Origin of the sequence: Gordonia sp. 852002-51296_SCH5728562-b (genome assembly GCF_001665475.1) — a bacterium.
GTDB classification, from domain to species: Bacteria; Actinomycetota; Actinomycetes; order Mycobacteriales; family Mycobacteriaceae; genus Gordonia; species Gordonia sputi.
This window is the reverse complement of sequence record NZ_LZMI01000013.1, coordinates 1-575: the sequence shown is the minus strand read 5'-3', so window position 1 is coordinate 575 and position 575 is coordinate 1. Positions and strand designations below refer to the sequence as shown.

Annotated in this window: 1 protein-coding gene; it reads left to right on the top strand. The window is 63.3% G+C overall.

What is annotated here, in order from left to right; genetic code table 11:
- The coding region (locus A5766_RS03340) for a DDE-type integrase/transposase/recombinase (protein WP_156527353.1) at positions 1–575 on the top strand (575 nt) is incomplete at both ends.

Below are 575 nucleotides of genomic sequence, written 5' to 3'. Positions count from 1 at the left end.
GCCGCCATCGACATGCTCAAAGACGTCAAGAACATGTCAGAACGTATGGCGTGCAGGGTAGTTGGGCTTTCCCGTTCCGCCTATCGACGGCTGCCGCACGCACACACCCCGGCCGATCCGGACGCCGCACTGCGCGAGCAGCTACGCACGTATGCCCGCAAGAACCCCCGGCACGGGTTCCGGCGCGCGTGGGCGCACCTGCGCTTCGACGACGGCATCGAGATCAACAAGAAGAAAGTGCATCGGTTGTGGAAGGAGGAGGGCCTGCAAGTGCGGCGTGCTCCGCGCCGCAAACGCGCCGGCCAGTCATCGGTCCCGGTCGTGGTCGCGGACGCACCGAAAGTGGTGTGGGCGTTGGACTTTCAGTTCGATTCCTCTGTCGACGGTAAGACGATAAAGATCGCGTCGATGGTGGACGAGCACACCCGGCTATCGCTGCTGAACATCGTGGACCGCTCGATCACCGCCGAACGGCTGATCGAGGAGTTGGAGAAGACTTTCGCGATCTGGGGTGGCCCGCCCATGGTGCTGCGCATGGACAACGGCCCTGAGTTCATCTCAGAAGCCCTGCGCGA